This window comes from Rhizobacter sp., assembly GCF_046595475.1.
In the GTDB taxonomy this organism is placed as follows: Bacteria; Pseudomonadota; Gammaproteobacteria; order Burkholderiales; family Burkholderiaceae_C; genus Rhizobacter.
In genome coordinates, this window is record NZ_JBKJOQ010000012.1 from 1 (window position 1) to 24322 (window position 24322).

The 24322-nt window shown below is 62.0% G+C and carries 27 protein-coding genes, 2 tRNA genes and 1 pseudogene; 22 read left to right on the plus strand and 8 right to left on the minus strand.

The features are described from left to right. Together AC30QB_RS02695 and AC30QB_RS02700 are read left to right on the plus strand one after the other, a co-directional pair. Nucleotides 1-784, plus strand: a pseudogene (locus AC30QB_RS02695) (signal recognition particle protein); the annotation flags it as partial. A gap of 87 nt (nucleotides 785-871) precedes the next feature. Then, nucleotides 872-1612, plus strand: coding sequence for a DUF2726 domain-containing protein (locus tag AC30QB_RS02700; protein ID WP_489544651.1), 741 nt, complete (start codon nucleotides 872-874; stop codon nucleotides 1610-1612). A 16-nt stretch (nucleotides 1613-1628) separates the two neighbouring features. Here the strand turns inward: AC30QB_RS02700 and ftsY are convergent, their stop codons facing one another. After that, nucleotides 1629-2642: a signal recognition particle-docking protein FtsY gene (gene ftsY / locus AC30QB_RS02705; RefSeq protein WP_489544652.1), complete on the minus strand. Its 1014-nt coding sequence runs from the start codon at nucleotides 2640-2642 to the stop codon at nucleotides 1629-1631. A 61-nt stretch (nucleotides 2643-2703) separates the two neighbouring features. On the opposite strand from ftsY, the gene AC30QB_RS02710 reads away from it, so the two are divergent. From AC30QB_RS02710 to miaB, 3 genes are all read left to right on the plus strand, one after another. Further along, nucleotides 2704-2780, plus strand: a tRNA-Met gene (locus tag AC30QB_RS02710). 93 nt (nucleotides 2781-2873) lie between these two features. Then, nucleotides 2874-3254, plus strand: coding sequence for a hypothetical protein (locus AC30QB_RS02715; protein WP_489544653.1), 381 nt, complete (start codon nucleotides 2874-2876; stop codon nucleotides 3252-3254). A 12-nt stretch (nucleotides 3255-3266) separates the two neighbouring features. After that, complete coding sequence (gene miaB, locus AC30QB_RS02720) at nucleotides 3267-4628, plus strand: tRNA (N6-isopentenyl adenosine(37)-C2)-methylthiotransferase MiaB (protein ID WP_489544654.1); 1362 nt, start codon at nucleotides 3267-3269, stop codon at nucleotides 4626-4628. Nucleotides 4629-4800: 172 nt separating this feature from the next. Here miaB and AC30QB_RS02725 read toward each other — a convergent pair whose 3' ends face one another. Beyond that, nucleotides 4801-5082, minus strand: a complete 282-nt coding sequence (locus tag AC30QB_RS02725; protein ID WP_489544655.1) for a hypothetical protein — start codon at nucleotides 5080-5082, stop codon at nucleotides 4801-4803. Nucleotides 5083-5152: 70 nt separating this feature from the next. On the opposite strand from AC30QB_RS02725, the gene hemA reads away from it, so the two are divergent. The 6 genes from hemA (at nucleotide 5153) to AC30QB_RS02755 (ending at nucleotide 10209) form a co-directional block, all read left to right on the plus strand. Further along, nucleotides 5153-6457: a glutamyl-tRNA reductase gene (gene hemA, locus AC30QB_RS02730; protein ID WP_489544656.1), complete on the plus strand. Its 1305-nt coding sequence runs from the start codon at nucleotides 5153-5155 to the stop codon at nucleotides 6455-6457. A gap of 93 nt (nucleotides 6458-6550) precedes the next feature. Further along, nucleotides 6551-7636 carry a peptide chain release factor 1 gene (prfA, locus tag AC30QB_RS02735; protein ID WP_489544657.1) on the plus strand — a complete coding sequence of 362 codons (1086 nt, stop codon included), beginning with the start codon at nucleotides 6551-6553 and terminating at the stop codon, nucleotides 7634-7636. Beyond that, the gene (gene prmC / locus AC30QB_RS02740; protein WP_489544658.1) at nucleotides 7633-8448 is read left to right on the plus strand and encodes a peptide chain release factor N(5)-glutamine methyltransferase; all 816 of its coding nucleotides are present in this window, start codon (nucleotides 7633-7635) and stop codon (nucleotides 8446-8448) included. The genes prfA and prmC overlap by 4 nt, the downstream gene beginning before the upstream one ends. Before the next feature lie 95 nt (nucleotides 8449-8543). After that, on the plus strand, nucleotides 8544-9203 hold the full coding sequence (locus AC30QB_RS02745; protein ID WP_489544659.1) for a hypothetical protein: 660 nt from the start codon (nucleotides 8544-8546) through the stop codon (nucleotides 9201-9203). 101 nt (nucleotides 9204-9304) lie between these two features. Further along, nucleotides 9305-9622, plus strand: coding sequence for a Grx4 family monothiol glutaredoxin (grxD, locus tag AC30QB_RS02750; RefSeq protein WP_489544660.1), 318 nt, complete (start codon nucleotides 9305-9307; stop codon nucleotides 9620-9622). A 2-nt stretch (nucleotides 9623-9624) separates the two neighbouring features. Next, entirely contained in the window at nucleotides 9625-10209 is a 585-nt protein-coding gene (locus AC30QB_RS02755) for a UbiX family flavin prenyltransferase (RefSeq protein WP_489544661.1), read from the plus strand. A 6-nt stretch (nucleotides 10210-10215) separates the two neighbouring features. Here AC30QB_RS02755 and AC30QB_RS02760 read toward each other — a convergent pair whose 3' ends face one another. Beyond that, nucleotides 10216-10851 (minus strand): lytic transglycosylase domain-containing protein, encoded by a 636-nt coding sequence (locus AC30QB_RS02760; RefSeq protein ID WP_489544662.1) that lies wholly within the window; start codon nucleotides 10849-10851, stop codon nucleotides 10216-10218. Continuing rightward, complete coding sequence (locus tag AC30QB_RS02765; protein WP_489544663.1) at nucleotides 10848-12593, minus strand: proline--tRNA ligase; 1746 nt, start codon at nucleotides 12591-12593, stop codon at nucleotides 10848-10850. The genes AC30QB_RS02760 and AC30QB_RS02765 overlap by 4 nt, the downstream gene beginning before the upstream one ends. A gap of 117 nt (nucleotides 12594-12710) precedes the next feature. Here AC30QB_RS02765 and AC30QB_RS02770 point away from each other — a divergent pair, with 117 nt between their 5' ends. After that, a complete protein-coding gene (locus tag AC30QB_RS02770) occupies nucleotides 12711-13298 on the plus strand; it encodes an RNA pyrophosphohydrolase (protein WP_489544664.1) in 588 nt (195 codons plus the stop codon). A 14-nt stretch (nucleotides 13299-13312) separates the two neighbouring features. Here the strand turns inward: AC30QB_RS02770 and proB are convergent, their stop codons facing one another. From proB to rplU, 4 genes are all read right to left on the minus strand, one after another. Beyond that, a complete protein-coding gene (proB, locus tag AC30QB_RS02775; RefSeq protein WP_489544665.1) occupies nucleotides 13313-14431 on the minus strand; it encodes a glutamate 5-kinase in 1119 nt (372 codons plus the stop codon). Then, nucleotides 14428-15507 carry an Obg family GTPase CgtA gene (gene cgtA, locus AC30QB_RS02780; RefSeq protein ID WP_489544666.1) on the minus strand — a complete coding sequence of 360 codons (1080 nt, stop codon included), beginning with the start codon at nucleotides 15505-15507 and terminating at the stop codon, nucleotides 14428-14430. Before cgtA ends, proB begins: the two co-directional genes overlap by 4 nt. Before the next feature lie 117 nt (nucleotides 15508-15624). Then, complete coding sequence (gene rpmA / locus AC30QB_RS02785) at nucleotides 15625-15885, minus strand: 50S ribosomal protein L27 (RefSeq protein WP_489544667.1); 261 nt, start codon at nucleotides 15883-15885, stop codon at nucleotides 15625-15627. A gap of 16 nt (nucleotides 15886-15901) precedes the next feature. Continuing rightward, nucleotides 15902-16213: a 50S ribosomal protein L21 gene (rplU, locus tag AC30QB_RS02790; RefSeq protein WP_489544668.1), complete on the minus strand. Its 312-nt coding sequence runs from the start codon at nucleotides 16211-16213 to the stop codon at nucleotides 15902-15904. 261 nt (nucleotides 16214-16474) lie between these two features. Here rplU and ispB point away from each other — a divergent pair, with 261 nt between their 5' ends. The 10 genes from ispB to AC30QB_RS02840 all read left to right on the plus strand — a co-directional run. Continuing rightward, a complete protein-coding gene (gene ispB, locus AC30QB_RS02795) occupies nucleotides 16475-17416 on the plus strand; it encodes an octaprenyl diphosphate synthase (protein ID WP_489544677.1) in 942 nt (313 codons plus the stop codon). Nucleotides 17417-17456: 40 nt separating this feature from the next. Continuing rightward, a tRNA-Pro gene (locus AC30QB_RS02800) sits at nucleotides 17457-17533 on the plus strand. 148 nt (nucleotides 17534-17681) lie between these two features. After that, nucleotides 17682-19403 carry a type IV-A pilus assembly ATPase PilB gene (gene pilB / locus AC30QB_RS02805; protein WP_489544669.1) on the plus strand — a complete coding sequence of 574 codons (1722 nt, stop codon included), beginning with the start codon at nucleotides 17682-17684 and terminating at the stop codon, nucleotides 19401-19403. A 71-nt stretch (nucleotides 19404-19474) separates the two neighbouring features. Next, complete coding sequence (locus AC30QB_RS02810) at nucleotides 19475-20701, plus strand: type II secretion system F family protein (protein WP_489544670.1); 1227 nt, start codon at nucleotides 19475-19477, stop codon at nucleotides 20699-20701. A 9-nt stretch (nucleotides 20702-20710) separates the two neighbouring features. Next, nucleotides 20711-21637 carry a prepilin peptidase gene (locus AC30QB_RS02815; RefSeq protein WP_489544671.1) on the plus strand — a complete coding sequence of 309 codons (927 nt, stop codon included), beginning with the start codon at nucleotides 20711-20713 and terminating at the stop codon, nucleotides 21635-21637. A gap of 21 nt (nucleotides 21638-21658) precedes the next feature. Next, nucleotides 21659-22303: a dephospho-CoA kinase gene (coaE, locus tag AC30QB_RS02820; RefSeq protein WP_489544672.1), complete on the plus strand. Its 645-nt coding sequence runs from the start codon at nucleotides 21659-21661 to the stop codon at nucleotides 22301-22303. After that, nucleotides 22300-23055, plus strand: coding sequence for a cell division protein ZapD (zapD, locus tag AC30QB_RS02825; RefSeq protein WP_489544673.1), 756 nt, complete (start codon nucleotides 22300-22302; stop codon nucleotides 23053-23055). Before coaE ends, zapD begins: the two co-directional genes overlap by 4 nt. After that, complete coding sequence (locus AC30QB_RS02830; protein ID WP_489544674.1) at nucleotides 23052-23291, plus strand: DNA gyrase inhibitor YacG; 240 nt, start codon at nucleotides 23052-23054, stop codon at nucleotides 23289-23291. Before zapD ends, AC30QB_RS02830 begins: the two co-directional genes overlap by 4 nt. A gap of 164 nt (nucleotides 23292-23455) precedes the next feature. Further along, nucleotides 23456-23746: a co-chaperone GroES gene (locus tag AC30QB_RS02835; RefSeq protein ID WP_489544675.1), complete on the plus strand. Its 291-nt coding sequence runs from the start codon at nucleotides 23456-23458 to the stop codon at nucleotides 23744-23746. A 51-nt stretch (nucleotides 23747-23797) separates the two neighbouring features. Next, nucleotides 23798-24322 (plus strand): TCP-1/cpn60 chaperonin family protein (locus AC30QB_RS02840; protein WP_489544676.1); only part of this gene is annotated, 525 nt, incomplete at its 3' end.

The following is a 24322-nucleotide window of genomic DNA, read 5'->3' on the forward strand; positions in this document are numbered from 1 at the left end:
CGTGCTGATGAAAGAGATCGCCGACCTGCACGCCGCCGTGAAGCCGGTTGAAACGCTGTTCGTCGTCGACGCCATGCAAGGGCAAGACGCGATCAACACTGCCAAGGCCTTCAAGGAGGCCCTGCCGCTGACCGGCATCGTGCTGACCAAGACCGATGGCGACTCGCGCGGCGGCGCCGCCCTCTCGGTGCGCCAGATCACCGGTGCGCCGATCAAGTTCGCCGGCACCAGCGAGAAGATCGACGGCCTGGAAGTCTTCGACGCCCAGCGCCACGCCGGCAGGGTGCTGGGCATGGGCGACATCGTCGCGCTGGTCGAAGAGGTGCAGAAGGGCGTTGACGTTGTTGCAGCGCAAAAACTCGCCGACAAGCTGAAATCGGGCGACGGCTTCGACCTCAACGACTTCCTGTCGCAGATCAGCCAGATGAAGAAGATGGGCGGGCTGGCCGGCCTGATGGACAAGCTGCCCACGCAGATGACGGGCAAAGCCGGCAACCTCGGCCAGGCCGACATGGACCGCGCCGAGCGCGACGTGCGTCGCATGGAAGGCATCATCAACTCGATGACTCCGCTGGAGCGCCGCAAGCCCGAGCTACTCAAGGCCACCCGCAAGCGCCGCATCGCTGCCGGCGCCGGCGTGCAGGTGCAAGAAGTCAACCGCCTGCTCAACCAATTTGAGCAGATGCAGGGAATGATGAAGAAGATGAAGGGCGGCGGCATGATGAAAATGATGAAGCGCATGGGCGGCATGAAGGGCCTGGGCGGCCCCGGCGGCATGCGCTGAGCAGGCGGCCCCTCGGGGCTTACCGGTTGACCGCGCCACCCGACGCAGCTATGGTCAGCTTTCGCAGAACACAGGTAATAAATAGACATGCAACTTCTGCTGATCGTTGGTGGGGTCGTGCTTCTGGCCGCCCTGGTGTGGGCATGGCGGCGGCAGCGGGCGCCGACCCAGGCTGTGCCGCAACGCGGCAAGGTGCGCGCGGGCGAAGGGCTAGACACGCTGATGTCGTGGCACCCGCAGGCCACGCGCATCATGACAACCCCGGAACGCAAGGCCTACGCGGCTTTGCGCGGTGGCCTGCCCGATCACATCATCCTGGCCCAGGTACCGCTGGCGCGCTTTCTGAAAGTGCCCACCCGCCACTCTTATTCAGAGTGGCTGCGCCGCGTGGGCGTGATGTGCGCCGACCTGGTCGTGTGTGACGGCGTGTCGCAGGTGATCGCGGTGGTCGACATTCGCGCCCCCGAGTCGCAAGAGAACGAAAAGGCGCGGCAGCGCCACGCGCGCATGGACCGCGTGCTCAAGGCAGCCGAAATCCCGCTGCATGTGTGGCGCGAAGACGCTCTGCCCAACGCCGTGGGCGCGCGCAATGCCATTCTCAAGATGCCGGTCGACATGCCCGCGGGCGCCACGCCAGCCTCCGCGGCCCAGCCCGGTCGCCCGGTCGTCACACCCGTTCCAGCACGAGAAGCGGCCACCGCGGTTATCGATGACGACGGCTCCGAGCAACACGACCCGCCGTCCTCCACTTGGTTTGACGACTTGGATTCGTCCTCGGTGCCGCTGGCACCGCCGCCGCCGCGCGGATCGGGGCCGTCGATACGCTGAAGCTGAGGCGCCCGCCTCAGCTCAGCAGGGCCTGCGCGAATTCGCGCGCATTGAAGGTCTGAAGGTCTTCGAGCTTCTCGCCGACACCGATGAAGTACACCGGGATGGGCCGTTCACGGGCGATCGCGGCGAGCACGCCGCCCTTGGCTGTGCCGTCAAGCTTGGTCACGATCAGGCCGGTGAGTTGCAAGGCATCGTCGAAGGCCTTGACCTGAGACAGCGCGTTTTGCCCGGTGTTGCCATCCACCACCAGCAGCACCTCGTGTGGCGCACCCACTTGCGCCTTGGCGATCACGCGCTTGATCTTCTTTAACTCTTCCATCAGGTGCACTTGCGTGGTCAGGCGCCCCGCCGTGTCGGCAATCACCACGTCGCAGCCACGTGACTGGCCCGCCACGACTGCATCGAAGCTGACCGCTGCCGGGTCGCCGCTTTCCTGGCTGACGATCTCGACCGCCTGGCGCGCAGCACCCGGCAAATCGGCGCGTTCGGCCCACACGGCGAGCTGCTCGCGCGCGGCGGCGCGAAAGGTGTCGGCTGCGGCCAGCAAGACCTTCTGTCCGTCATCGGCCAGATGCCGCGTGAGCTTGCCTATGCTGGTGGTCTTGCCGGCGCCGTTCACGCCCACCACCATCATCACGGTCGGTTTGTGCTTGCCCACCTGCAGCGGTTTTTCCAGCGGCCTGAGCAGCTCCGCCACGGCGTCGGCGAGCAGGCCTTTGACGGCCGCAGGTTCAGTGGCACGTGAATCTTTCACGCGCCGCTTCAGGTCATCGAGCAGAAACTCGGTCGCCTTGATGCCAGCATCGGCCATCAACAGCGCTGCTTCAAGGTCTTCGTACAGTGCATCGTCGATCTCAGTGCCAGTGAAGACGCGAGCGATGCTTGAACTCGTCTTGCGCAAGCCACCGCGCAGCTTGTCTAGCCAGGTACTCCGCTCGGGCTCGACCGCAGCGGGAGGCGAAGGCAGTGCAACCGGCGGCACCGCGGTGTCGAGCAACGCGGCTTTTTTCTTGAAGAAACTGAACATGCGGGCGGGAGTGGAGTGGCGAAGCGAACGCCTGAAAGTGATGGCTATAATGCGCGGCTCAGGCGCTTTAGCTCAGCCGGTTAGAGCGACGGAATCATAATCCGCAGGTCCGGGGTTCGAATCCCTGAAGCGCCACCAGAATCTGTTCTACCTGCGGCTCCCGGTCTATTGACTCGGAGCCGTTGTTATTTGCGATTCGCCCTCTCCTTCAACAGCCACTGGATCTACACCATGTACCGCTGTCTCATCGCTGCCATTGCCACTGTCGCATTCGCCCTGCCCGCCGCGGCCCAGGTGCAACGCAACTTCCCTCAGAACGCCTTGCGCGGCGCCGTCACCTTCGGCACGCCGCCGCAGATCTTGCTCAACGGCATGCCTGCACTGCTCGCGCCCGGCTCGCGCATCCGCGGTGAAAACAACCTGCTGGTCATGTCGGGGGCCCTCGTCGGCGCCAAGGGCTATATCAACTACACCGTCGACGCTGCTGGCGCGGTGAAAGACGTTTGGCTGCTGCGCAAGGAAGAGCTCGCGATGAAGCCTTGGCCCGAAACGCTGGAGCAATCTCTGACCTGGCAATTCGACCCCACTGCGCAGACCTGGACCAAGCCCTGAAGAGGCCGCGTCATGTCGACCCCTGTTTCTTCCAAGAAGGTCTACATCAAGACCTTCGGCTGCCAGATGAACGAGTACGACTCGGGCAAGATGGCCGATGTGCTCGCCGCCGCCGAAGGCTATGAGCCGACCACCGATGTCGAGCAAGCCGACCTGATTCTGTTCAACACCTGCTCGGTGCGCGAAAAGGCCCAAGAGAAGGTCTTCAGCGACCTGGGTCGCGTGAAGCACCTCAAGGCCAAGGGCGTGATGATCGGTGTGGGCGGCTGCGTCGCCAGCCAAGAAGGCGCGGCCATCATCGAGCGCGCACCTTATGTCGACGTGGTGTTTGGCCCGCAAACGCTGCACCGCTTGCCGCAGATGCTGGCCCAGCGCAAACATGAGCGCCGCCCGCAGGTCGACATCAGTTTTCCCGAAATCGAAAAGTTCGACCACCTGCCGCCGGCGCGAGTCGACGGCGCCACCGCCTTTGTCTCCATCATGGAGGGCTGCTCCAAGTACTGCAGCTACTGCGTGGTGCCCTACACCCGCGGCGAAGAGGTCTCGCGCCCTTTCGACGATGTGTTGGCCGAAGTGGCTGGCCTGGCTGCACAGGGCGTGAAAGAAGTGACGCTGCTCGGGCAAAACGTGAACGCATACCGCGGCACGATGGGCGACACGAGCGAGATCGCCGACTTCGCCCTGCTGATCGAATACGTGGCCCAGATCGCCGGCATCGAGCGCATCCGCTACACCACCAGCCACCCCAACGAATTCACCCAGCGTCTGGTCGACGTTTACGCTCGCGTGCCTCAGCTGGTGAACCACCTGCACCTGCCGGTGCAGCACGGCAGCGACCGCATCTTGATGGCCATGAAGCGTGGCTACACCGCGATGGAATACAAGAGCACCGTGCGCAAGCTGCGCGCCGTGCGGCCTGGCATCAGCCTCTCCAGCGACTTCATCGTCGGCTTCCCGGGCGAGACTGAAGACGACTTCAGCAAGATGATGAAGCTGATCGACGACGTGGGCTTCGACAGCAGCTTCAGCTTCGTCTTCAGCCCGCGCCCAGGCACACCGGCCGCGGCGCTGCACGACGACACGCCGCAAGAGCGCAAACTGGCACGCCTGCAGCATCTGCAAGCCACCATAGAAGCCAACCAGCGACGCATCGGCCAGTCTCGCGTGGGTACGGTGCAGAAGATCCTGGTCGAAGGCCATGCGCGCAAAGACGCTACTGAGCTGATGGGCCGCACCGAGTGCAACCGCATCGTCAACTTCAAGGGCGAAGCGCGTCTCGTGGGCCAGATGATCGACGTGCGGGTCACCGAGGCCTACCCGCACTCGCTGCGCGCCGAGGTCGTCATCAGCGGCAGCGAGCTGCTCGCGGTCTGAGACCGCTCAGCCCACGTCAAAACGGTTGAAGCCGCTCTGGCCCGAGCCGGCGTTCCGGCGCACGCCAAACAGCAAGGCACGCAATATCAGCGTGACATTGGTGGACGAAGCCCATGTAGCAGCCCCGTATCGGGGCTTTCGACGGCGAGCAATGCAACTTGAGCGCGCAGGCTCAACCGCGCTTGGCGCCCCAGCCCGCCCACCACAGGGCCAGCGCGCACATCAGCACCATCGCGCCATAGGTGACCATCTTGCCGTCACGGCCCGTCCAGAGCAGGCCGGCGACCAGGGCCAGCGACGAGGCCAGCACCGCGCAGCTCGCCATGCGCCACGGCGACACGCTTTTCAGGTCGCGCCACCACAACAACTTGGCTAACAGCGCCGCCACCAAGCCCACCACGAATGCCGGGGCCAGGAAGTTCAGCAGGTGCCACAGTGCATCCAACACGCCCATTGCGTCACGCTCCAAAGGGGTTCCGACGGGCGGTGGCCCGAGGAACAGCACGAAATTTTATAATCTGCGAATGAGCGTCTTCGCCCTCGGCCTGAACCACACCACGGCCCCGCTGGATTTGCGGGGCCGGTTTGCGTTCACGCTGGAGCAGCTCGGCCCCACTTTGCAGGAGTTTCGCAGCCGCGTGAACCGCACGGCAGGCGAGCCCGAAGTGGCGCTGCTGTCCACCTGCAACCGCACCGAACTGTATTGCGCCGCCGAGCCCGGGCTGGTCACCCCCGCCGTTGATTGGCTGGCCCAGCGCGGTGGCGTGGACAGCCACCAGCTGATGCACCACGCCTATGTGCTCGAAGGTGGCGCCGCGGCGCGGCATGCGTTCCGCGTGGCCAGCGGGCTCGACTCAATGGTGCTGGGCGAGCCGCAGATCCTCGGGCAAATGAAACAGGCGGTGCGCGAAGCCAGCAGCGCCGGCACACTGGGCACCACGCTGCACCAGATGTTTCAGCGTTCGTTTGCGGTGGCGAAAGACGTGCGCACCTCCACCGAAATCGGCTCTCATTCGATCAGCATGGCTGCAGCTGCCGTGCGCCTGGCTTCGCAGTTGTTCGAAGACCTGCATGACACCAAAGTGCTGTTTGTCGGCGCGGGCGAAATGATCGAGCTCGTGGCCACGCACTTTGCCGCGCGCCAGCCGCGTGCGATGGCCGTGGCCAACCGCACGCTGGAGCGTGGCGAGCGGCTCGCCAGCCGCTTCGGCGCAGAAGCCCTGCGCCTGGCCGACCTGCCCGCGCGGCTGGGCGAGTTCGACGCCGTGATCTCGTGTACCGCCAGTTCGGTGCCCATCATCGGCTTGGGCGCCGTGGAGCGGGCGCTCAAGGCGCGCAAGCACCGCCCGATGTTCATGGTCGACCTGGCCGTGCCACGCGATGTAGAGCCCGAAGTCGCCCGACTGTCTGACGTGTATCTCTACACCGTCGACGACCTGTCGGCCCTGGTGCAAAGTGCCGGCGAAAAACGCCAGGCGGCGGTGCAGCAGGCCGAGGCCATCATCGAGACGGGAGTGCAGAGCTTCGTGCATTGGCTGGGCCAGCGCGGCACGGTGCCGCTGATCCAGGCGCTCAATGCACAGGCAGATGACTGGCGAGCCGCCGAAATCGCCCGCGCCCGCAAGCTGATCGCCAAGGGTGAAAACATCGACGCGGTGCTGGACGCACTCTCGCGCGGCCTTACGCAGAAAATGTTGCACGGCACGCTGGCCGAGCTGCACGCAGCCGACGGCGAGCAGCGCGTGCAGCTGGCGCAGACCGTGTCACGCCTGTTCCTGCGCGGCAACGCCCGCGACCCGGCCGACGGCAAGTCCCGCGACAAATACTAGCGACGCTGCTACGCCCGCCATCTTGGCGGAGCGTCGCGTGCCTTGCTTAGGCAGACAGCGCACCGGCTCCGCCCCCCATTTTTCGGAGCCCGCATGAAAGATTCCCTACGCCAACAGTTCGAGCGCCTCGCCATGCGCCTGGCCGAACTCGACGCGACCCTGGCCGACCCCGGCGTGGCCAATGACATGAACCGCTTTCGCAGCCTCACCCGCGAGCATGCCGAGGTCGTTTCGCTGGTGCAGCGCTTTCGCCAGTACGAGCAACGCGAGCGTGACTTGGTGGCTGCCCGCGACATGCTCACAGAGCCCGAAATGGCCGAAATGGCGCAAGAAGAAGTCGTCAGCGCCGAGGCCGACATCGCCCGCCTGCACGGCGAGCTGCAAGCGGCCCTGCTGCCACGCGACCCCGACGACAGCCGAAACGCCTTCCTCGAAATTCGCGCAGGCACTGGCGGTGATGAATCAGCTCTCTTCGCCGCCGACCTGCTGCGCATGTACCTGCGCTACGCCGAGCGCCTGGGCTGGCGCACCGAGGTGATGTCGGAGAGCATGTCCGATCTCGGCGGCTACAAGGAAGTCGTGCTGCGCATCGCTGGCGACGACGTTTACGCCCGCCTCAAGTTTGAGTCGGGGGGCCATCGCGTGCAGCGCGTGCCTGCCACGGAAACGCAGGGCCGCATCCACACCAGCGCCTGCACCGTGGCCGTGATGCCCGAGCCTGACGAGGCCGAAGAGATCCAGCTCAACCCCGCCGACCTGCGCATCGACACCTTTCGCGCCAGCGGCGCCGGTGGCCAGCACGTGAACAAGACCGACAGCGCAATACGCATCACGCACTTGCCCACCGGCATCGTGGCAGAGTGCCAAGATGACCGCTCACAGCACCGCAACAAGGCGAAGGCCTTGGCCGTGCTGGCTGCGCGGCTGAATGAAAAAGACCGCAGCGAACGCGCCGCCAAGGAAGCCGCCACGCGCAAGGGCCTGATCGGCAGCGGCGATCGCAGCGACCGCATCCGAACCTACAACTTCCCCCAAGGCCGCCTCACCGACCACCGCATCAACCTCACGCTCTACAAGCTGCAGGCGATCATGGAAGGTGACCTGCAAGATGTGCTGGCAGCACTGCAGGCCGCGCGTGCGGCGGAACAACTGGCCGAGTTGGAAGGCCGCGGCGCATGAACACCGTGGCCGATGTAATGGCCCAGGCCCGCGCCCGTGGCGTCGATCGCTTGGACGCACAGCTGCTACTGGCCCACGTGCTACAGCAGTCGCGCAGCTGGCTGCTGGCCCACGCCGATGCGGCCTTGATCGACGATCAGCGCGAGCTACTGCAGCGCTTTCTGGGGCGCCGTGCCACCGGCGAGCCGTTGGCTTATCTGCTCGGCGAAAAGGAGTTCCACGGATTGGTGCTGCGCGTGTCTCCCGCCGTGCTCGTGCCCCGCCCCGACACCGAGACCTTGGTCGACTGGGCTCTGGAGGTCTTGCATGACGCGGCATCTCCCCGCGTGTTGGACATGGGCACTGGCAGTGGCGCCATCGCGTTGGCCCTGAAGCATGCCTGCCCCGCAGCGCAACTGACCGCGCTCGACAGCAGCCCGCAGGCCCTGGCCGTGGCATGCGACAACGCCCAACGCCTCAAGCTCGACATCCTGTTTTTGCAAAGTGACTGGTGGCACGGCCTCACCGGGCAGCGCTTCGACATGATCATCAGCAACCCGCCCTACATCGCAGGGGATGACGAGCACCTTGCGGCGTTGCAGCACGAGCCCCAGATGGCACTCACGCCCGGAGGTGACGGGCTGGGCGCGCTGCGCCACATCGTGGCTGGCGCGCCACAGCATCTGCAACCCGGCGGTTGGCTGCTGCTGGAGCATGGCCATGACCAGGCATCAGCCGTGGCGAGCCTGCTCCGCGCGCAAGGCTTCGAAGCCGTCACAACACGTCACGATCTAGCAGGCCATGGTCGCTGCTCGGGTGGCCGATGCAGCTGAAAAAAGACAGTGTTGCGGCAATGCTGCACACCCCCTGGATAAGCCATCCTCCATTTGGATGAAGCGCCTACACAGCCCCTGGCAAGCGGCGTAGCATGACTTCCATTCCCCTCACCAAGCGACAGCGCTGGCAGGTGCGGGCCCTGGAGACCACCATGTGGAAATCTGTCTGTTTGTGGGTTGGCGTGTTGGCTTTCGCTGCCGCGGCCGCCGCACAAGCGGCGCCCAGTGATGACTTGCAGGTTTCCCCGGCAGACAAGCAGGCCTACAAGCAAGCCTGGGAGGGCCTGAAAGCCCGCTTGGCGCTTGGCACCGTGGCACCTCTGCGTTCAGAGTTCGGCAGTGCCGACAGCGATGCACTGAAGATCAACAGCCTGAGCCTCATGGGCGATTACTACCTCAGCCGGCCCTGGATGGGCACCGAAGGAGGCCTGCGCGCGACCAGTGGACTGCTGCTCGGCCCGCGGGGTTCACTTTGGAGCAGCCCCGCGGCGATGGATCGACGCGTGGCGCTCACCGGCGGTGGCTTTGATGGCAACGCCGACAACAGCACGCTGCCCTATCTCGGCGTGGGCTATACGGGCTTGTCCAGCAAGAGTGGCTGGGGCCTCTCGGCCGATCTCGGTCTGATGGTCGCGCCCCGCTCGCCCGTGCATCTGGGCAAATTCTTCAGTAGCGCGCAGAGCTTCGACGACACCATGCGCGACTTGCGCTTTTCACCGGTGTTGCAGCTGGGTGTTTCGTACTCGTTCTGACACCGCGCAGGGACTTGCGACGGGCGCAGGCCTTAGAGGCACGGTTTGCCGTATAACCACGGCTATCCCATTGACACTACCGGTTCACCCGGCCCGCGACCATGAGCGACGTACAGCAACGCATCGACGACCTCGTCAAACAAAACCGAGTAGTGCTCTTCATGAAAGGCACCGCGCAATTCCCGATGTGCGGTTTCTCGGGGCGCGCGATGCAGATCCTCAAATCCTGCGGCGTTGACGACTTGAAGACTTTCAACGTGCTCGAAGACGAAGGTGTGCGCCAAGGCATCAAGGACTACGCCAACTGGCCGACCATTCCACAGCTGTATGTGAATGGCGAATTCGTCGGCGGCTCCGACATCATGATGGAGATGTTCCAGGCCGGCGAACTGCAGCAGGTGCTGGGCGCGCAGGCCTGATCTTGGCCAGACCCACAAGCGCGCGACCCACCCGCGTCGTCGTCGGCATCACCGGGGCTACCGGCGCCCTCTACGGCATGCGCCTGCTTCAACGCCTGAAGGTCGTAGGCTGCGAAACTCACTTGGTGGTCAGCCCTGCCGGCGTGCTCAGCGCTCACCACGAACTGGGCCTGAATCGCACCGCGCTCGAAGCGTTAGCCCACACCGCATATAGCCCCGCCGACGTGGGCGCCGCCATCGCCAGCGGCTCCTTCGCCACAGACGCGATGGTCGTGGCGCCTTGCTCGATGAAGACCCTGGCCTCCGTGGCCCACGGCCTGTCGGACAACCTGCTGAGCCGCGCGGCCGACGTCACCCTGAAAGAACGCCGCCGGCTCGTGCTGATGGTGCGTGAGACACCGTTCAACCTGGTGCATTTGCGCAACATGACCTCCGTGACGGAAATGGGGGGTGTGATCTTTCCACCGCTGCCGGCTTTCTATCACCGGCCCACGACGATCGACGAGCTTGTCGATGACACAGTGGAGCGTGTGCTTGCGCTGCTGGGCATCGAGGCGGCTCAGCCGAAGTCTTGGGCCGGCCTTTAGTCCGGCTCAAGCCGGTTTGAAAGCCCAGCTCTTGCGCGCACCAAACACCAGGTTGGGATACTCCGGCCGACCGCGACTGCCGTTGTAGCGCCCCAGTGCCAGGAACAAGTCACCGCGTTCCAGATTCAGGTAATGACGCAGGATCACGCAGCCGAATCGAAGGTTGGTCTGCATGTGAAAGAGGCGTGTGGAATCGCCGTCGCCGATCAGGCGTGCCCAGAACGGCATCACCTGCATGTAACCGCGCGCACCCGCGCTGCTGATGGCGTACTTGCGAAAGCCGCTCTCCACCTGCACCACGCCCAGCACCAAGGAAGGTTCAAGCCCGGCGCGTGAGCTCTCGTACCAGAGCGTTTCCAGGAACTCGAGGCGCGCAATGTGCTCGCCCTTGCGCTTCTGGAGGCGAGCACTCATCTCGCCCAACCAGCGCAGATAGGCCAAGCGGCTTTCGGTACTGGCGAACACAGGCTTGGGAGGAGCGCTGTTGGCAATGGCGGCATAGAGCGCCGAACGAACGGCATCGGCCAGCGGCTCTTCGACTTGCGCGCCCGCCCACGCCCGCGAGGCTCCCAGCAAGAGCGGGGGCCACAACACTGCAGCAGCCAAGAGCTGCCGCCGCTGGCACCCCGCGCCCACGCTCATGAGCTGAGCTTGGCTTTCACGAAAGCCGCAATCTCTGTTGCAGGCACGGCGGTGGCTACTGCATCGCGTCGCCCTTGGTATTCAACCTTGCCTTCTTTCAGGCCACGATCGGACAGCACCACGCGATGCGGCGCACCGATCAACTCCCAGTCGGCGAACATGGCACCCGGGCGCTCACCGCGGTCGTCGAGCATCACGTCTATGCCTTGCGACAGGAGCTGCTCATGCAACTGGTCAGCAGCCGCTTTCACTTCGATCGAGCGGTCGTAGCCGATAGGGCACAACACCACAGTGAACGGCGCCATGGACGTCGGCCAGATGATGCCGCGCTCGTCGTGGTTCTGCTCGATGGCCGCACCCAACAAGCGCGTGACACCGATGCCGTAGCACCCCATTTCAAGCAATTGTGGTTTGCCGGTCTCATCGAGGTAACTCGCGTTCATGGCCTTGGAGTACTTCGTGCCGAGGTAGAACACATGGCCGACTTCAATGCCGCGCTGCATGGCGAGCTTGCCCTTGCCATCGGGTGAGGGGTCGCCCTCGACCACGTTGCGGATGTCGGCCACGAGGTCGGGCTCGGCCAGGTCTCGAGCCCAGTTGGTGCCGGTGTAATGGAAGTTGGCCTCGTTGGCCCCGCAGACGAAATCGTTCATCGCCGCCACGGTGCGATCCACCACCAGCCTCACCGGTTTCTTCAGCCCGATGGGGCCGAGGTAGCCAGGCTTGCAACCGAAGTGGTCTTCGATTTCAGACCCGGTGGCAAAACGATAGCCGCTCTTCAAGCCCGGCACTTTGCTGGCCTTCACTTCGTTGAGGCTGTGGTCACCGCGCACAAGAAGCAGCCACACGATTGTCTTGACGACATCGCCACCTTCGTTCTTGTCGTCAGTGGCGAGCACCAGTGACTTCACCGTTTGCGACAGTGACAAGCCGAGCAGCTTGGCCACGTCTTCGCAGGTGCTCTTGCCCGGTGTGGCTGTTTTGGTCAGCGCCTGCGTGGGTGAAGCGCGGTTCGCGATCAGGGGCAGCGCTTCGGCCAATTCGACGTTGGCAGCGTAGTCGGATTCGGGGCAATAGGCGATCGCGTCTTCACCCGTGTCGGCAATCACCTGAAACTCATGCGAGCGGTCGCCGCCGATGGCACCGGTGTCCGCCGCCACAGCACGAAAGGTGAGTCCCATGCGCTCGAAGATGCGCACATAGGCGGCATACATCGCGTCATAGCTCTTGCTCGCAGCGGCCACATCACGGTCGAACGAGTAAGCATCTTTCATCGTGAACTCGCGCCCGCGCATCAAGCCAAAGCGCGGCCGGCGTTCATCCCGAAACTTGGTCTGTATGTGATAGAAATTTCGCGGCAATTGACGGTAGCTGCGCAGCTCTTGGCGAGCGATGTCGGTGATGACTTCTTCTGACGTGGGTTGAATGATGAAGTCGCGGTCATGCCGGTCTTTGACACGCAGCAGCTCTGGCCCCATGGCCTGGAAACGCCCCGTCTCTTGCCACAGTTCGGCCGGCTGCACCACCGGCATCAAGAGTTCGACTGCACCCGCGCGGTTCATCTCTTCGCGAATGATGGCCTCGACCTTGCGAATCACGCGCAGCCCCATCGGCATGTAGCTGTAGATGCCGGCACCGAGGCGCTTGATGAAGCCCGCGCGCATCATCAGCTTGTGGCTTGCCACCTCGGCGTCCGCCGGTGCTTCCTTGAGCGTGGAGATGAAAAACTGGGAAGCTTTCATGAGCAAAACGAGGCGGGTGGGGAGGAGAAACGCGGCCAGAGCTTGGGGAAACCCGCGGGGTTGATTCCCGCAATGCCGGTGCAATAATGAATTCAACTAAAGAATTTGAGGTTGATTATGCTCGACCGCGAAGGGTTCAGACCCAACGTCGGCATCATCCTGCTCAATACGAAGAACCAGGTTTTCTGGGGCAAGCGCATCCGCACCCATTCCTGGCAGTTCCCGCAAGGGGGCATCAAATACGGCGAAACGCCTGAGCAGGCGATGTTCCGCGAGCTCCACGAAGAGGTGGGGCTGTTGTCCGACCACGTCCGCATCGTTGCACGCACGCGCGACTGGCTGCGCTATGAAGTACCCGACCATTTCATCCGTCGCGATGCGCGCGGGCACTACCGCGGGCAAAAGCAGATCTGGTTTTTGCTTCAGCTCATCGGGCGCGACACCGACATGAATCTGCGCGCCACCGACCACCCCGAATTCGACGCCTGGCGCTGGAACGAGTATTGGGTGCCGCTCGAGCTGGTGATCGAGTTCAAGCGCGATGTCTATCAAATGGCGTTGACCGAGTTGGCGCGCTTCCTGCCGCGCAACAACCATCACAACCGCTATCTGCGCTCAGGCATGCGGCCCCATCATCGTGATGCCCTGGGCGACACCGATTCAGCGCCGTTCGACGCGCCGCCTCCCGACGACTCTGTTGCGTGAGCGCTTGTGCTCGCTTAGGCGAGTACCAGATTGTCGCGGTGAATCATTTCGGGCTCGCCGGTGAAGCCCAGCAAGCGCTCGAATTCGCTCGAAGGCTTGCGCGCGATCAGCCGCGCCTCTGAGCTGGCGTAGTTGGCCAGACCACGTGCGATTTCAGCACCGGTCTTGTCGCGAACTGCAATTACGTCGCCGCGGGCAAACTCTCCCTGCACCTCGACCATGCCGATAGGCAGCAAGCTCTTGCCTTCATCGCGCACCTTGGCTGCAGCGCCATCGTCAATCACCACTGCACCTCGAAACTGCAGGTGATTGGCCATCCATTGCTTGCGCGCCGCGAGCTTGGCGGTCGACGCGGTCAATGCCGTTCCGATGGCCTCGCCCGCTGCCAACCGGATCAACACGTCCGGCTCACGGCCCCAAGCAATGACAGTCGTGGCGCCGCTGCTGGCTGCTCGTTTGGCCGCCAATATCTTGGTGATCATGCCGCCACGGCCAATGCTCGACCCCGCACCACCGGCCATTCGCTCCAGCTCGGGCGTACCTGCTTGCGCTTCGTGGATGAACTGGGCCGTTGCGTCCTTGCGCGGGTCGGCTGAGTAAAGCCCTTTTTGATCGGTAAGGATCACCAGGGCATCCGCCTCGATGAGGTTGGCCACGAGCGCGCCCAAGGTGTCGTTGTCTCCAAACTTGATCTCATCGTTGACCACGGTGTCATTCTCATTGATGACGGGCAGCACTTTAAGCCGCAACAGCGTGAGCAGGGTGGAGCGCGCATTGAGATAGCGCTCACGATCGGCCAGGTCGGCGTGCGTCAGCAGCACCTGCGCGCTGCCCATGCCGTGCTTGCGCAGCTGCGTCTCGTACATCTGCGCCAGACCCATCTGCCCCACCGCGGCGGCGGCTTGTAGCTCGTGTATCTCTTTTGGGCGCGCCGTCCAGCCCAGCCGTTTCATGCCTTCTGCCACGGCTCCGCTGGACACCATCACGACCTCACGCCCCTGCACCGCAAGAGCGGCCATCTGGCGGCACCAGGTGTCGATGGCATGCTCGTCCAACCCTCGACCTTCATTGGTGACGAGGCTGGAGCCGACCTTGACGACAATCCGCTTCGCGTTCTTGAGCGCGTCTGTCATGGCGAAGGTGCAGCCTCATCCGGCATATCGGCAAAACGCGGATCGGGATCGTCCGGCACCACGTTCTTAAGGGCAGCAACATGCTTGTAGATGGCTTGCACCAGTTGCTCGCAACCCTCGCGCGTGAGCGCGGAGATCTGAAACACGGGGCCTTTCCACTTAAAGCGCTTCACGAAGTCCTTGACGCGCTGCTCTCGCTCTTCCATCGGCACCATGTCGAGCTTGTTCAGTACCAACCAGCGTGGTTTGTCGTGCAAGGCTTGGTCGTACTTCTTCAGCTCTGCCACGATGGCCTTGGCCTGCGCCACCGGATCGACTGCATCATCGAACGGAGCGACGTCGACAAGGTGCAAGAGCAAATGCGTGCGCTGCAGGTGGCGCAAGAAAAGGTGCCCCAATCCGGCGCCCTCTGATGCACCCTCGATCAGCCCCGGAATGTCAGCCACCACGAAGCTCTGCTCAGCCGCCACGCGCACCACGCCCAGGTTGGGGTGCAAGGTGGTGAAGGGGTAGTCGGCGATCTTCGGGCGAGCGTTGGAGATCGCCGTGATCAGCGTCGACTTGCCGGCGTTGGGCATGCCCAGCAGACCGACATCGGCCAAGACGCGTAACTCCAACTTGAGCTTTCGCTGATCGCCAGGCCAGCCGGAAGTCTTTTGCCGAGGGGCGCGATTGGTACTGGTCTTGAAATGCAGGTTGCCGAAACCGCCATCGCCACCTTTGACCAAGAGCACCTTTTCGTCAGGCACCAGCAACTCGGCAATGACGTTGCCGGTGTCCACGTCCTTGATGATGGTGCCCATAGGCATGCGCAACACGATGTCTTGCGCTGCGGCGCCGTATTGGTCGGAACCACGGCCATTTTCTCCGCTTCGCGCCTCGTGCCGCCGCGCATAGCGGAAGTCGATCAGGGTATTCAGGTTGCGATCGCCAACAGCAAAGACACTGCCCCCCTTGCCGCCGTCACCGCCGTTCGGTCCGCCGAAGGGAATGAACTTCTCACGGCGAAAGCTCATGCAGCCGTTGCCGCCATTTCCGGCAGCCACGTCGATGGTGGCTTCGTCAACGAATTTCATGACTGTGTCTTCACTCTGTGCCGCAGGTCGCTACGGTAGCCCAGGCTCGCGCCCGACGCAAAAAAAGGAAAGCCCCGGCGAACCGGGGCTTGGCAGCCGTTGCTTGTCGCAAACGACTCAGGCTTGCGCTTTCACGCTGACCGTCTGGCGGTTCCTCGGGCCTTTGATGGCGAAGCTCACTTCACCGTCAATCAGGGCGAACAAGGTGTGATCCTTGCCGATGCCAACATTGGTTCCAGCATGAAACTTGGTGCCGCGCTGGCGTACGATGATCGAGCCGGCTGGAATCAACTGGCCGCCAAACGCTTTAACGCCGAGCATCTTGGGTTGGGAATCGCGGCCGTTCCGGGTGGAACCGCCGCCTTTTTTCTGTGCCATGGTTTAGCTCCTTCTTTCAGCCATTCACTGCGCTGATTTCCAGCTCAGTAAAGTTCTGACGATGACCTTGCCGCTTTTGATAGTGCTTGCGACGACGCATCTTGAAGATGCGCACTTTGTCATGCCTACCTTGAGCCACAACCGTGGCCGTAACGCTCGCACCGGATACCAAGGGAGTCCCGACCTTCAAATCGGCGCCGCTTCCGACAGCCAAAACCTGGTCGATCGTGATCTCTTGGCCAACGTCCGCAGCTATCTGTTCTATCTTGATCTTTTCGCCTGCAGCAACCTTGTATTGTTTGCCGCCGGTTTTTATGACCGCGTACATATCAGCCCTTTCAGTGAATCTGCCCGGCAAATGAACACCCACCCAGCAGCCCCGCGGAAAATCGCGCAGAGCCTTAGAGTCTACCATGAAGTTTTCGGGGCAGCCAGTGCGCCCGCGTGTCCCTCGCCGAAGAGCTCCGAATCATCCTGGAACGACCGCGGCAGCGCCAACGCCTTCCTATAATTTGGGTCAGCCGACCGAATCCCAGCAGTGCAAACTTCCTCTCCCCCTATCGCCACCGGCATCGACCCAATTCAGCTGATGGCCCCCGAGATGCGAGAGGTCGATGCGGTCATCCAGCATCGACTGGCGTCTGATGTGGCACTTATCAATCAGATCTCGCACTACATCATCAGCGCGGGGGGCAAGCGCATCCGCCCCATGCTCGTGTTGCTCTTTGCCAACGCACTCGGTTTTCAAGGCAAAGAACGATTCGAACTGGCGGCCACGGTCGAGTTCATTCACACGGCCACCCTTCTGCATGACGACGTGGTGGATGAATCAGCGCTTCGACGCGGGAGGGAAACCGCAAACGCCTTGTTCGGCAACGCCGCAAGCGTTCTGGTGGGCGATTTCCTCTACTCACGCGCTTTTCAGATGATGGTCTCAGTGAACCGCTTGAAAGTGTTAGATGTGCTGGCAGACGCGACCAATGTGATTGCAGAGGGGGAGGTGCTGCAATTGATGAACATGCATGACCCCGATCTGGCGGTCGATGAATACCTGAAAGTCATTCGCTTCAAGACAGCCAAGCTGTTTGAAGCAAGTGCTCGGTTGGGCGCGGTGCTGGCCGGCGCTAGCGATCCCGTGGAAGCGGCCTGCGCCGACTACGGCCGCTCGCTCGGCACCGCTTTCCAGCTCGTTGACGACCTGCTGGACTACGAGGGCTCGACTCTGCAACTCGGCAAGAACGTGGGTGACGACCTTCGCGAAGGCAAGCCAACGCTCCCTTTACTTATCGCCATGGAACGCGCGGAAGCATCGGAACGGCAGCTGATTCGGCACGCCATCGAGCAAGGGGAGGTTACGCGCCTCGCCGACATTGTGAGCATCGTTCGACGTACGGGCGCTTTGGAAGCAACAAGAGACGCGGCACGCGCTGAGGCCAACAAGGCGCGGGCCAGCCTATCGGTTCTCCCAGCCTCGAAATACCAAGAAGCTCTGCTAGAATTTTGCGTTCGGTCGGTTGAGCGCTCGTCTTAATTCGACCCAGAAAAGTGGCCTCTTCCAGGCCCTTTTTTATCGGGGTGTAGCTTAGCCTGGTAGAGCGCTACGTTCGGGACGTAGAGGCCGGAGGTTCGAATCCTCTCACCCCGACCAGCCATCGCTTTGAAGCAAATTGTTGCAGCGTCACGGGTCCACTACCCGTGATTTGTTGCCGCTACAGCATAGGCTTCAGGTTTACAGCGCCTGATGAATCAGCGATCATCAATTGATATGCCCATCGTGACGTAACGCACACCAGCCCGTGGATACTCTTGCTGAAGTTCCCCAATCTGCACTGTCCGGCGTAGCGCGGGTTCTGGTGAACGCTGGAAAGCTGAATGCAAAAACAGCTGAGGATCTGGTCAAGTCCTCAAAAGACAAGAAATCAAGCTTCCTGTCTTCTGTCATTGCTGCTGGTGCGGTTTCGTCGGCTGATCTGGCTCACACCCTCGCCAGTGCGCTTGCGCTGCCCTTGCTGGACCTGAATGCGATTGACCCGCAGCGTTTGCCGCGCAACGTCATCGATCTCAAACTTGCCGCCCAGTATCAGATCGTGGTGCTTGGCAAGCGTGGCAACCGCCTCTTCATTGGCGGCGCAGACCCCACTGATCAAGAAGCCGCCGAACGCATCAAGTTTGCAACTCAGCTCTCGCCTGAGTGGGTGATTGTTGAGCACGACAAGCTGACAAAGGTGCTGGAAGGATCCGGCGCGAGCGCGGCCGAGTCGCTTGAGAACATTGTTGGTGGAGACTTCGAGTTCGACGTCACCGACGAGGACTCAACAGCAGCCGCCGAAACCCAGGAGGTCACCACCGACGTCGAGGACGCTCCTGTCGTTCGCTTCCTGCAAAAGATGTTGATCGACGCCATCAACGCACGGGCGTCCGACCTCCATTTCGAGCCCTACGAGTACCACTATCGCGTCCGGTTTCGGGTAGACGGTGAACTTCGCGAAATCACCCAGCCTCCCATTGCCATCAAAGAGAAACTGGCATCTCGCATCAAGGTCATCTCACGCCTTGACATCGCCGAAAAGCGCGTACCGCAAGACGGACGTATGAAGCTCAAGTTCGGCAACAAGGCGATCGACTTCCGCGTCAGCACCCTGCCCACCTTGTTTGGCGAAAAAATCGTCATCCGGATTCTTGACCCGTCGAGCGCCAAATTGGGCATTGAGGCTCTAGGCTACGAAAAGATCGAAAAAGATCGCCTGCTCAAATGCATCGTGCGCCCCTACGGCATGATTCTGGTGACGGGCCCTACGGGTAGCGGCAAAACGGTATCGCTGTATACCTGCTTGAACATCCTGAACCAGCCTGGCGTGAACATTTCGACCGTGGAAGACCCGGCGGAAATCAACCTGCCAGGCATCAACCAGGTGAATGTGAACGACAAGGCTGGCTTGACGTTCTCTGCAGCCCTCAAGTCCTTCTTGCGCCAGGATCCTGACGTGATCATGGTCGGCGAAATCCGCGATCTGGAAACCGCAGACATCGCCATCAAGGCAGCGCAGACTGGCCACATGGTGATGTCCACCCTGCACACCAACGACGCACCAACGACACTAACGCGCTTGTTGAACATGGGCGTGGCGCCGTTCAATATCGCCTCCAGCATTCTGCTGATCACGGCGCAGCGCCTGGCCCGTCGACTTTGCGAGGCTTGCAAGACACAAGCTGACTACCCACGTGAAGCCATGTTGAAGGCGGGCTACACCGAGAAAGATCTCGACGGAACCTGGAAGCCCTACCGTGCGGTAGGCTGCTCTGCCTGTAGCAATGGCTACCGAGGCCGGGTCGGCATATACCAAGTGATGCCGATAAGTGAAGAAATTCAACGCATCATCCTGTCTGAGGGCACGGCCATAGACATTGCGGACCAAGCAGCCCTTGATGGTGTCCGCAACTTGCGCACATCGGGTCTCGTGAAAGTCCGCGCCGGTTTTACGACGCTTGAGGAAGTCATTGCGGTGACGAACGAATAGCACGCAATACTGTTCTTCCGACATCACATAACTATCAACGGGACGAGGACAGAAGTTTCCTCGGAGACACCATGGCAACTGCAGCGGCACGCACAACAAAGAACGTCAAGGAGTTTGTCTTCGAGTGGGAAGGCAAAGACAAGAACGGCAAGGTAGTGCGAGGAGAAGTTCGTGCTGGCGGCGAAGCCGTGGTCAGCGCGAGCCTAAGGCGCCAGGGAATATTGATCACCAAGGTCAAGAAGCGCAGAACGACTGGTGGCAAGGCAATCAAGCAGAAAGACATTGCGGTCTTCACGCGCCAGTTGTCCACGATGATGCGTGCCGGAGTGCCCTTACTTCAGGCCTTCGACATCGTTGCGCGCGGCAGCACCAATGCCAGGATGACCAAACTCATCACTGACATCCGCAACGACGTAGAGACCGGCACCAGCCTGTCTTCTGCATTCCGCAAGCATCCTCTTTACTTCGATTCCTTGTATTGCAATCTGGTCGAAGCCGGTGAAGCGGGCGGCATTCTGGATACGCTTTTGGATCGCTTGGCTATCTACCAAGAAAAGACCATGGCGATCAGAAACAAGATCAAGTCTGCGTTGATCTATCCCGTGGCAGTGATGGTGGTGGCGTTTGTGGTTCTGGCCGTGATCATGCTTTTCGTGATCCCGGTGTTTAAGGAGGTGTTCACCTCATTCGGGGCAGATCTGCCCGCACCCACGCTGTTCGTGATCGGCATGTCCGAGATCTTTGTCAAATATTGGTGGGCAATATTCGGATTCTTGGGTGGCGGCATCTATTTCTTCTTCGAATCTTGGAAGCGCTCCGAGAAGATGCAGCGGACGATGGATCGTCTGCTTCTGAAAGTTCCCGTGTTCGGCGCCCTCGTCTACAAATCCGCCGTTGCACGCTGGACTCGCACACTTGCGACGATGTTCGCGGCTGGGGTGCCGCTTGTCGAGGCTCTCGACTCCGTGGGCGGTGCAGCTGGCAACGCGGTCTTCAAGGACGCTACGGAGCAAATCCAGAAGGATGTTTCCACAGGCGCCAGCCTGACAGCATCGATGCAAACGACTGGCATCTTCCCAAATATGGTGCTGCAGATGTGCGCCATCGGCGAAGAGTCCGGCTCGCTCGATGCCATGCTTGGCAAGTCCGCGGAGTTCTACGAAGACGAGGTTGACGAAGCCGTCAAAGGCCTGTCGTCACTGATGGAGCCTTTCATCATCGTCATCCTGGGCACATTGATCGGCGGCATCGTCGTCTCGATGTACCTGCCCATCTTCAAACTCGGCGCGGTGGTCTGACCAATCTCGATGAGCCTGATTGACATTGAAGTTTTCCTGTCACCCTGGCTCTTGGCCTTTCTGGGCCTGTGCATCGGCAGCTTCCTGAATGTCGTGATCTACCGCCTGCCGCTGATGCTAGATCGCGGCTGGTGGGGCGATGTCGCACAGCAGTTGAGTGACACCGATGCGCACCAGCGCGCCTTCGGTGTGGCACCCTCAGCGGCGGTGCAAGAAGCTGGGAAATCGCTGACGGCTGCGCTGGGTGCCCAGGGCCCGCTGAACCTGAACCGCCCCCGCTCCAGGTGCCCTGCCTGCGGGCACATGATTTCCTGGCACCAGAACATCCCCTTGCTGAGCTACGTGATGCTTCGCGGCCGCTGTGCTGCGTGCAAGACACGTATCTCGCCACGCTATCCGTTCGTTGAACTCCTCACCGCAGCCTTGTTCGCCGCGATGGGCTGGCGCTTTGGCGCGCAACCCACGGCATTGCTTTGGTGTTTCGTAGTCGCCATGCTGATCGCCTTGTCAGGGATCGACTGGGACACCACCTTGCTGCCAGACAACCTCACCTACCCCCTGCTGTGGGCTGGTTTGCTGGCAAGCGTGCTGGGCTGGACCATCCCGGTGCCGCAAGCCATCTGGGGTGCCATCGTCGGCTACCTGTCGCTGTGGTCGGTGTACTGGCTGTTCAAGCTCACCACGGGCAAAGAGGGCATGGGCTACGGTGACTTCAAGCTGCTCGCCGCGCTGGGCGCATGGCTGGGGTGGCAGATGGTGCTGCCCGTTGTGCTGGGGGCCTCGGTTATCGGCGCCATGGTCGGCATCGCGATGAAGATGTCAAGCACTCTGCGTGAAGGCCGCTACGTTCCCTTTGGCCCATTCCTCGCCGGTGGCGGCATCGCAGTAATGCTGGCAGGCCCAGCCCGAGTGCTCGGCTGGCTCGGCTGGGTCTGAGCGCCGAAAGCGCGGCTCATCATGGCTGCCCATCCCAGCGTGCACATCGGCCTCACTGGTGGCATCGGCAGCGGCAAGAGCACGGTCGCGCGCATGCTCAGTGACCTGGGCGCTGCGCTAGTCGACACCGATGCCATTGCCCGCTCGCTGGCATTGCCCGGTGGCGCCGCGATCGGATCGATTCGCGATGCCTTCGGCCCCACCGCCATTGACACCAGTGGCGGTCTCGATCGGGCTCAGATGCGCAACTGGGTCTTTGCCGACAAGTTGGCCAAAGCACGACTGGAGGCCATCCTCCACCCTCTCATCGGAGTCGAATGCAACCGACAGGCTGAAGCCGCCATGGGGCGTACTGTGGTTTTCGATGTGCCGCTGCTGGTGGAATCGCGCCATTGGCGCGCCCGCGTCGACCGTGTGCTGGTGGTCGACTGCAGCGAGGCCACGCAAGTCGAGCGGGTGGTCCAGCGCTCCGGGTGGTCACCCGAAGCCGTTCAATCGGTCATCACCCAGCAGGCGAGCCGGGAAGCCAGACGCGCCGCGGCTGACGCCGTCATCCGCAATGAAGGCATCAGCCTGGAACAGCTCACGCAGGAAGTGGGCATGCTCTGGCAGCGATGGGTGCATATGGAACAATCGCGCCGGTCGAGCGGAGCGCCCCCACATTGATCCTGTACGAGTACCCCTTCAACGAGAGCATCCGCACCATGTTGCGGCTCGAGCATCTGTTCGATCGCCTCGGGCGGCTGATGCCCCGCGACGAAGTTGTGGACCACCACTACGCGCTGGCCACCCTGTTCGAGATCATGGATGTGGCCTCACGTGCTGACCTGAAATCTGATCTGCTGAAAGATCTCGAGCGCCAGCGCGCGCAGCTCAACGGCTATCGTGGCAACCCGTCCATCTCGGACGATGCGCTCAATCAGGTGATCGCCAAAGTCGACCACGCCTTCAGCGGCCTCAACCTGCTGCAGGGCAAAGCCGGTCAGGCCCTCACCAGCAACGAGTGGCTGATGAGTATTCGCAGCCGCATCAGCATTCCCGGCGGTACCTGCGAGTTCGATCTGCCCGCCTACTACGCTTGGCAGCAGCAAGAGCCTGCCCGTCGCCGCACCGACCTGAACCACTGGGTCGGCACCCTGATGCCCCTGGCCGAGGCGCTCAAACTGCTGCTGGGCTTGCTCCGAGATTCAGGCTCGCCGCACAAAGTCGTCACCCAGGGCGGGCAGTTCCAACAAAGCCTGCCTGCCGGCCGCGTCTTCCACTTGCTGCGCTTGCGCATCGACCCCTCGGCGCAGCTCATACCGGAAATCAGCGGCCACCGCCTGATGGTGTTGGTGCGCCTGATGCGCCAAGACGCCGAAGGCCGCCTCAAGCCTGCAGGCGTGGACACGAGCTTCGAGCTGACCCTCTGCTCATGACATTGGAAGCGCTCACACCCCGGCCACGCATTGTGGCCTGCCCTGCCTGCCGTGGAGACAGCATCTACTCGCCCGAGAACACCTTCCGCCCGTTTTGCAGCGAGCGATGCAAGAGCGTCGACTTTGGCACCTGGGCGACGGAGAGATATCGCCTCGAAGCGAGCCCGTCGACGTCGGCCGGCGTCGACCTCGAAGAAGGCAGCGATTCGATCCAGCGCGATCAATCAGCCTCTTGAAACCGGGGCTTCCAGCCCTATAATTCCGATTGCTAGCACTCAACTCGCTTGAGTGCTAACGACTGCAAAGCCCTCAGCGGCTCGGCTGTCCAGCAAAAGTCAGTGAGCGAAAACTTTCGCTCATTCCACCCAGAAGATTGCTTTTGAGCCCCCAAGGAGATGCTATGAAATTTCGTCCGTTGCACGACCGCGTGATCGTTGAACGCGTAGAAGCAGAAACCAAAACCGCTTCCGGCATCGTCATTCCTGATGCTGCCACCGAGAAACCCGAGCAAGGCATCGTCCTGGCCATCGGCCCAGGCAAGCGCAACGAGAAGGGTGATTTCGTCGCCCTGAACGTCAAGGTCGGTGACCGCGTGCTGTTCGGCAAGTACAGCGGCCAGGTCGTCAAAGACAACGCCAAGGAATTGCTGGTGATGCGCGAAGAAGACCTCTTTGCCGTGGTCGAGAAGTAATTCTCCCAACACCCGCGCTAAACCCCCAACACTGAATTCGGAGAAAAACTCATGGCAGCAAAAGACGTCATCTTTGGCGGCGAGGCACGTGCCCGCATGGTCGAAGGCGTGAACATCCTGGCTAACGCAGTCAAGGTGACCCTGGGCCCCAAGGGCCGCAACGTAGTGCTCGAGCGCTCGTTCGGCGCCCCCACCGTGACCAAGGACGGTGTGTCCGTGGCCAAGGAAATCGAGCTCAAAGACAAGCTCCAGAACATGGGCGCACAGATGGTCAAGGAAGTCGCTTCCAAGACCTCTGACATCGCTGGCGACGGCACCACCACCGCCACCGTTCTCGCACAAGCCATCGTGCGCGAAGGCATGAAGTACGTGGCCGCCGGCATGAACCCGATGGACCTGAAGCGCGGCATCGACAAGGCCGTGACGGCCCTGGTCGCCGAGTTGAAGAAGGCCTCCAAGGCCACCACCACCTCCAAGGAAATCGCACAGGTCGGCTCCATTTCGGCCAACTCTCACGAAACCATTGGCAAGATCATTGCCGATGCCATGGACAAGGTCGGCAAGGAAGGCGTGATC